Origin of the sequence: Phenylobacterium sp., assembly GCF_031412415.1 — a bacterium.
GTDB lineage: Bacteria > Pseudomonadota > Alphaproteobacteria > Caulobacterales > Caulobacteraceae > Phenylobacterium.
Genome location: NZ_JANOCX010000226.1, coordinates 1 through 7303 on the forward strand (window position 1 = coordinate 1; position 7303 = coordinate 7303).

A 7303-nucleotide genomic window follows, 5' to 3' on the forward strand; every position below is an offset into this window, starting at 1 on the left:
CGCCTGCCGTGCCTGCGCCGGCGAGCTGTCGCACGAGCCTCGGCCGGTGGTGATGGTCACGCCGAAGACGCGCTTGCTGATCTGTGGCCAGGCGCCGGGGCGCCGGGTCCACGAGAGCGGCATGCCGTTCACAGATCCTTCGGGTGAACGGCTCCGCGGCTGGATGGGGATCGACGCGGAGACGTTTTATGGGCGGCCCGAGATCGGGGTGGCGGCCATGGCTTTCTGCTTTCCGGGCACGAATCCCAAGGGCGGCGATTTCCCGCCGCCGCCGCGTTGCGCGCAGCTCTGGCGGCCGCGCCTGCTGGCGGCTCTGCCGGAGATGGAGTTGACCCTATTGGTGGGCGGCTACGCCCAGGCCTGGGCTCTGGGCGATCGGGCCAAGGCCAACATGACCGAGACGGTGCGGGCCTGGCGCGAGTATCTGCCGCATTACTTGCCCATGCCCCATCCGTCATGGCGAAACACGGCCTGGCTGAAGCGCAATCCGTGGTTCGAGGCCGAGGTGGCGCCCTATCTTCGCCAAAGGGTGCAGGGCATTCTGGCCTCGTGAGACTGATCGCCGTCCTTTTCGCCGCACTGCTGCTCAGCGCCTGCGCGACCATGAGCGTGCAGCAGGCCGGCCAGCCGCCCATGGGGTTCCAGGGGCCACGCCTGGACGCCGACGCCATCGTCAGCTTCGACGGCTCACGGCTGGGTCTCAGTCGCTGGGACGCTGCGGGCGAGCCGAAGGCGGTGCTGATCGGCGTGCACGGGATGAACGACTACGCCCGCGCCTTCGCTCTGGCCGCCCCCTATTGGGCCGCCAATGGCGTGACCACCTACGCCTATGACCAGCGCGGCTTCGGCCGCTCGCCGCATCGCGGGGTCTGGGCCGGCGAGAGCCTGATGATCGAGGACCTGCGCACCGTCACCGCCCTGGTTCGCGCCCAGCATCCCGGCGTGCCGGTGGTGGTGGCCGGAGAGAGCATGGGCGGCGCCGTGGCCATCGAAGCCTTCGCCTCGGACCGCCCGCCCGCCGCCGACCGGGTGATCCTGATGGCGCCCGCGGTCTGGGGCTGGTCCAGCCAGCCGCTGCCCTACAAGACCGCCCTGTGGTTCGCCGCCCGCACCACGCCGGGCAAAATCTACACCCCGCCCCGCTGGGTCACCGACCGGGTTCAGCCCACGGACAACCGCGAGGAGTTGATCTCCATGGGCCGCGACCCGTTGATGGTCTGGGGCGCGCGGTCGGACTTTCTCTACGGCTTCGTGGGGATGATGGAGCGGGCCTGGAGCCAAGTGGGCCTGATCCCCGTGCCCGTGCTCTACATCTATGGGGCCAATGACGAGATCATTCCGAAGAAGCCTTCGGTCCAGGCCGCCGCGCGCTTGAAGCCCACCGATCGCTCGGCCTTCTACGCCAAGGGTTGGCACCTGATGACCCGCGACCACAATGGACCCGTGGTCCAGGCCGACCTTTTGAGCTTCATCCTTGACCCCGCCGCGCCGCTGCCCTCGGGCCCGCCCCCGATTTCCGCCGCCCACGCGAAGTCCGCGACAAAGGCTCGGACGGGGTTGTGAACGGCCCAGCGGGGGTTTAGAGGGCTCCGGCAATACCTTCCACGCACAGGCGACGTTCCCGGCATGACCTTGTTCGATTCTCCCTCGTTCGAGGGCCATGAAGGCGTCCATTCGTTCTTCGACGAAAAAACCGGTCTGAAAAGCATCATCGCCGTGCATTCGACGGCCCGGGGCCCCGCCGCAGGCGGCTGCCGCATGTGGCCCTACGCCAGCGCGGAAGCGGCGCTGGAAGACGCCCTGCGGCTCTCGCGCGCCATGTCCTACAAGAACGCCATGGCCGACCTGGAGCTGGGGGGTGGCAAGGCCGTGATCATCGGCGATTCCCGCACCATGAAATCGCCGGCCCTGTTCGAGGCCTTCGGCCGCGGCGTCGAGACCCTGGGCGGCAGATATTGGACGGCCGAAGACGTCGGCGTCTCGCCGGCCGACCTGATGAGCGCCCGCAAGGCGACCCGCTACGTGGCCGGGCTGGAAGGCCACGCCGCGGCCTCGGGCGATCCGTCGCCGGTCACCGCCGAGGGTGTGTTCCGCGGCGTGCGGCTGGCCGTCAAGCGCGCCCTGAAGCGCGACCTGGACGGCGTCACGGTCGCCATCCAGGGCGTCGGCCATGTCGGCGCCTATCTGGCCGAGAAGCTGCATGCGGCCGGCGCCAAGCTGATCCTCACCGATGTCAACGAGCAGGCCCTGGCCGAGGTCGCCGCGCGCACGGACGCCAAAGTGGTTGCGCCCGGCGCGATCTTCGACGCACAGGCCGACGTGTTCGCGCCTTGCGCCCTGGGCGGGGCGATCAACGCTTCGACCCTGCCGCGCCTGCGGGCCGGGATCATCGCCGGGGGCGCCAACAACCAGCTCGCCGATCCGGAGATCGGTCGCGAGGTCTTCGCGCGTGGCATCCTCTACGCCCCCGACTACGTGATCAACGGCGGCGGGATCATCAACGTCGCCGCCGAGATCCGTGGCCTGGAGCGTGGCGAGGCCTTCGACCCGGCCTGGGTCGGCGCCAAACTGGACCGCCTGATGGTCACCCTGGAAGAAGTGTTGGACCGCGCCTTGGCTGAAGGCCGCCCAACCCATGAGGTGGCCAACGAAATGGCCAAGGCCCGGATCGCCCAGGCCGTGGCCGAGCGGCTGGCGGCCTAGGCCGCGGCGACGGCCGTCGGCTTCCAGGTCCTCGGGTGCTTTAGCCGGAATCCCACGGCGATGCGGTTCCAGACATTGATGGCGCCGATCAGCAAGGTCAGCTTGACGACTTCTTCGTCGCTGAACTGGCCCTGCAGGCCCTCATAGTCGGCGTCCGGCGCCCGGGTCTGGGCGACCAGCGTCAGGGCTTCGGTCCAGGCTAGGGCGGCGCGCTCGCGGTCGGTGTAGAGCGAGGACTCGCGCCAGGCGCTCAGCATGTACAGACGCTCCTCGCTCTCGCCGGCGCCGCGGGCGTCGCGGGTGTGCATGTGGATGCAGAAGGCGCATCCGTTGATCTGCGAGGCGCGGGTCTTCACCAGTTCGATCAGGCTGTATTCCAGGCCGCTCTTGGCGATGGAGTCCTCCAGCGCGATCAGCGGCGCGATCAGGTCGGGGGCGAGGGTGAAAGGGTTTAGGCGAGCGGTCATGTGGAAGGTTCCAAACTGCGGCCGGGGAGGCGGCTTCTAGGAGACAGGACGGGCGGTCGAGGCTTGGCGTGACATTCGCCCGCCTATTTCGGGCGCCGCCTCGACCGGGCCCTCCATGGTGCAGACGACGCCTTCCGCGGCGAAGGCCAGCCGCACCTCACCGCCGAGCTCGCGCGCCAGCCCCCGCTCCAGGAGCCTGCTCCCGAAGCCGCGCCGGGTCGGCGGCATGACGATGGGCCCGCCTGACTCGGCCCAGACCAACCGCAAACGATCGCCTCCGGGGGTGGGGAGGATGGTCCAGTCGATGTCGATCCGACCGGTCTCGCTCGACAGGCTGCCGTACTTGGCCGCGTTGGTGGCCAGCTCCTGTAGGGCCATGGCGATGGCGAGGGCGGTGTGGGGCGCCAGGCGCACCTCCGGGCCGCATATCCACAGGCGCTGCTCGGCGACCGAGCTGTAGGGCGCCATCGCTTCGGCCACGATGTCGCGCAGGCTGGCGCTCTCCCAGTTGGCGCGCGTGAGCACGTTGTGCGCCCGCGACAGCGACAGCAGCCGGTCTTCGAAGGCCTGGCCGGCCTCCTCGATCGAGGACGAGACCCGAAGGGTCTGGGCTGAAATGTACTGAACCGTGGCCAGGGTGTTCTTCACCCTGTGGTTCAGCTCGTTGATCAGCAACTGTTGATGATCCTCGAAGCGCTTGCCCTGGGTGATGTCGCGGAAGGCGCCGATGATCCGGGCCGGCGCGCCGACGGGATCGCGGACGATCTCCACATGGCGAGCGATCCAGCGGACCTCACCGGTGTCGGGTCGAATGATCCGGTATTCGCTGGCCCCGACCAGCTCCTCCATCGGGCGATCGGAGACCGGCAGGGCGTAGGGGCGATCGTCCGGATGGATCATCTGCACCGCGATGACCATGGTCACCTCGGCGTCGGCCGCGATGCCCCAAATCCGCCGCGCGACATCGGAAGCGTAGAGTTCGCCGCTGGTGAGGTCCCACTCATAGGTGCCGATCCCGCCGGCTTCCTGGGCGATGCGCAGCCGCGACTCGCTTTCACGCAGCGCCTCCTCGGCCTGCCGCGTGGCGGTGATGTCGCGGTAGAAGACGGCCAGGCCGTCCTCCATCGGATAGAGTCGAAGATCCAGCCACAGGTCGCCATGGCGGTGCTGAAGGTCGACCGGTATGCGTTCGTTCATGGCCTGGCGATAGGCCGCCTCGATCCGCCCGCCCGTCATTCGCGGCCAGATCTCCCAGGGCGTGAACCCGACCATCCGCTCCTTGGTCAGCTCGGCGAGCCGCAGGCCTTCGGAGTTGATCTCGATGACCCGGAATTCAGGATCGAGGATCATGAACCCCTCGCTCATCGCTCCCAGGATTCGCGCGGCCCGCGCGTTGTCGGCCTGGGCCGCCATGTGCTGGGCGGTGACCTCGTTGCAGAGCGCCAGGACCCCGCCCACGCCCGTCGGTCGACCGTCCTGGTGAATGGGTGTGAAGCTGTAGGTCCAATAGATGTCCTGCAGCCGGCCATCGCGCACGATGGTCATGCGCTCATCTTCACGCCAGGTCGCGCCGCGCCCTTCCATCACCTGCTCGAGTTGCGGACGGAAGACGCTCCAATTGTCGCCCCAGCAGAACCGGGCCGGTTGGCCGAGATATCCGGGGTGTCGCTCGGGGCCCAGGGCCGGACGGCAGGGATCGTTGTAGAACTGGATGAGGTCGTCGCCCCACAGGACCAGCATGGGCTGGCGCGCGGCCAGGATCAGGCGCACGGCGCCCTTCAGCGGCTGCGGCCAGGTTTGCGGCGGCCCAAGCGGCGTCGATGACCAGTCAAAGGCGCGGATGCGGGCGCCCATGTCGCCGCCGCCTTCGAGAAAATTCGCCTCTCCGTTCGGGAGCTGGTCGGACATGACGATCCCTATGCGAACCGCGCGTCCATGCTTAGGAGATCGCCGGGCAGACGCCAAGAGACGCGCGCAAGAGTTGAACGCACCATTTCATCAGGGCGGCGCCATGCGCGCGGTCCGGGGTTCCTTGACCAGCAGCAGCAGGACGATCAGCCCCGCCAGCAGGAAGGCGATGGAGAGCGAGAACAGCACGCCGTAGCCGAGGCTGGCGGAGATCAGGCCCCCGATCAGCGGGCCGGCCGAGGCCATGATCCCTTCGGCCGTCGAGGAGAGCGCGATGCGCATCGGCATTTCGTCGCGGTCCCCGAACTCCAGGATCATCGTTCCGGCGCTCATCATGTAGCCCGACTGCGACGCGCCGAGGCCCGCGAAGGCCAGGAAGATCGGCAGGAAGTCATGGGCGTTCATCAGCAGCACGGTCGAGGCCACCCACAGCACCAATGAGACCAGCATGATCAGCCGGAAGCCCGTCTTGTCGCCCAGATACCCCCAAAGCAGATTCGAGACCGTGTCGGCGCCGAGATAGGCGAGGGACAGCAGGCCCAGGTTCTTGCCCGACAGCTCGATCGAGCTGGCCGCGTAGATGACATAGAACGGCACCGCCATCCGGCCACTGATGGCCAGCATCTGGACCACCATGAAGAACAGGAAGCCTCGGTCCGCCAGCAGGGCCGGAAATTCCTTCATCCGGTCGCGCAGGCGCATCTGGGCCCGGACCGTCGGCGGCTCGGGTTCGATCATCAGCAGCCGCAGCGCCGTCAGGCCCAGGCTGGTCAGGAAGAACGCGAACAGGAAGGTGGTCGAATAGCCGTTGCCGAACAGGTTGGCGTCGATGAAGTAGCGGCCCGCCAGATAGGCCAGGCCCGCGGCGATCAGGCCGCCGGTGGCGTTGCGCCAGGCCTGTAGCCGGCCGCGCCGGCTGATCGGGATCACCTTGGCCAGCAGCATGGAGAACACCACCCGCTGGGTGCCCATGAACAGGCCGAACAGGAACATGAAGCCGATGATGGCCACCACCCGGCTCTGGCCCGACAGGAACCAGCCGGCTAGAGCCATGCCGATGATCTGCAGCCGCGCCAACCCGCCCATCCAGATGGCGGCGGGCATGACCTTGGTGCGGTGCTCGATCTGGTTGGCGCCGACGATGGGGCTGATCACGCCGCCCAGTTGCTGCAGGGCCAGGCCCAGGCCGACGACGAAGTTCGAGCCGGACAACAGGTGAAGATAGGCCGGGAGGAAGGTCGGCGCGTTGATCAGCCGGAAGCCGGTCATGCCCAGCATGCCGTGCAGGTAGTGGCCGACATAGTTGCGCTTCAGATTGTCCCAGACGAACTTCTCGTAGGCGGCTTCCTTGTCCGCCAGGCTGGGCTCGGTCGTAGTCACTTCTGGCGCGGCCGCGGCCTCGCCCTCTTCTTCAAATCTTGATTCCAACAGCGTCGCGCCCGCGCGTGCAGGGACTGAAAGCCGCGCCGGCTCTCCCTAATGCTTATCGACTTAATTCAATCCGTCCGGTCTAGCAGAGTCCCGGGGCGGGAACAGCCTTAAAGCCGGCGCGATCGGTCGCAGGCCGTCATACCCGCGCCAAGAACTCGGCGATGATCGCGCTGGTCGCCTCAGGTTGTTCCACACCCTCGCCGAGGGTCTCGGTCGCGAGGCGCGCGGCGCCGGGCGGAATCGAAGGCAACGTCGACACCGCAGAGTCATGCCACGCGGCCGGGGCTCCCAAAATGCGAACATTTCTCATCTCTTGAAACCTGGGAACTCGGACCTGACCGTCACGTTCGGGTCGTCAGTCCAGACCTGGAGAGGCACATGCCCAGCACCGAGAAACCCGACGCCGTCGCCCTGCTCAAAGCCGACCACCGGAAAGTGGAAGAGCTGTTTGCTCACTTCGAGGCCGCCAAGGCGGACGGCAAGAAGAAGGCCCTGGCCGAGCAGATCTGCATGGAGCTGACGATCCACACTAAGATCGAGGAAGACATCTTCTACCCGGCCTGCGAGGGCGCGGTGGACGAGGACCTGCTAAAGGAAGCCTATGTCGAACATGACGGCGCCAAGGTGCTGATCGCCGAGATCGAGGCCGGCGGCCCCGACGACGCGTTCTACGAGGCCAAGGTCAAGGTGCTGTCCGAGATGATCGAGCACCACGTCAAGGAAGAGGAACAGCGCGTCGAGGGCATGTTCGCCCAGGCCAAGAAGGCCGGGCTGGACATGGAAGACCTGGGCGC

General features: G+C 67.5%; 7 protein-coding genes. 4 read left to right on the forward strand and 3 right to left on the reverse strand.

The window, feature by feature from the left end; all coding sequences use genetic code 11:
• The 3 genes from RMO04_RS11150 to RMO04_RS11160 all read left to right on the forward strand — a co-directional run.
• Positions 1–553 (forward strand): uracil-DNA glycosylase family protein (locus tag RMO04_RS11150; protein WP_309644859.1); only part of this gene is annotated, 553 nt, incomplete at its 5' end.
• Entirely contained in the window at positions 550–1563 is a 1014-nt protein-coding gene (locus RMO04_RS11155; RefSeq protein WP_309644860.1) for an alpha/beta hydrolase, read from the forward strand. The genes RMO04_RS11150 and RMO04_RS11155, both read left to right, overlap by 4 nt.
• Before the next feature lie 63 nt (positions 1564–1626).
• On the forward strand, positions 1627–2703 hold the full coding sequence (locus RMO04_RS11160) for a Glu/Leu/Phe/Val dehydrogenase dimerization domain-containing protein (RefSeq protein ID WP_309644861.1): 1077 nt from the start codon (positions 1627–1629) through the stop codon (positions 2701–2703).
• On the opposite strand, the gene RMO04_RS11165 is transcribed toward RMO04_RS11160, so the two are convergent.
• The 3 genes from RMO04_RS11165 to RMO04_RS11175 all read right to left on the reverse strand — a co-directional run bounded on the left by RMO04_RS11165 (position 2700) and on the right by RMO04_RS11175 (position 6506).
• Positions 2700–3170, reverse strand: coding sequence for a carboxymuconolactone decarboxylase family protein (locus RMO04_RS11165; protein ID WP_309644862.1), 471 nt, complete (start codon positions 3168–3170; stop codon positions 2700–2702). The two genes, RMO04_RS11160 and RMO04_RS11165, sit on opposite strands and share 4 nt — an antisense overlap.
• 36 nt (positions 3171–3206) lie before the next feature.
• Positions 3207–5078: an HWE histidine kinase domain-containing protein gene (locus RMO04_RS11170; protein ID WP_309644863.1), complete on the reverse strand. Its 1872-nt coding sequence runs from the start codon at positions 5076–5078 to the stop codon at positions 3207–3209.
• Between the two features lie 90 nt (positions 5079–5168).
• Positions 5169–6506, reverse strand: a complete 1338-nt coding sequence (locus RMO04_RS11175; RefSeq protein WP_309644864.1) for an MFS transporter — start codon at positions 6504–6506, stop codon at positions 5169–5171.
• A 381-nt stretch (positions 6507–6887) separates the two neighbouring features.
• Between RMO04_RS11175 and RMO04_RS11180 the strand changes: the two genes are divergently transcribed.
• Positions 6888–7303, forward strand: a 416-nt coding sequence (locus RMO04_RS11180; protein WP_309644865.1) for a hemerythrin domain-containing protein, incomplete at its 3' end; no start/stop codon positions are given.

Coding starts and splice junctions, on each gene's coding strand:
- RMO04_RS11160 (WP_309644861.1), top strand. CDS start 1,627: ATGACCTTGTTCGATTCTCCCTCGTTCGAGGGCCATGAAGGCGTCCAT.
- RMO04_RS11165 (WP_309644862.1), bottom strand. CDS start 3,170: ATGACCGCTCGCCTAAACCCTTTCACCCTCGCCCCCGACCTGATCGCG.
- RMO04_RS11170 (WP_309644863.1), bottom strand. CDS start 5,078: ATGTCCGACCAGCTCCCGAACGGAGAGGCGAATTTTCTCGAAGGCGGC.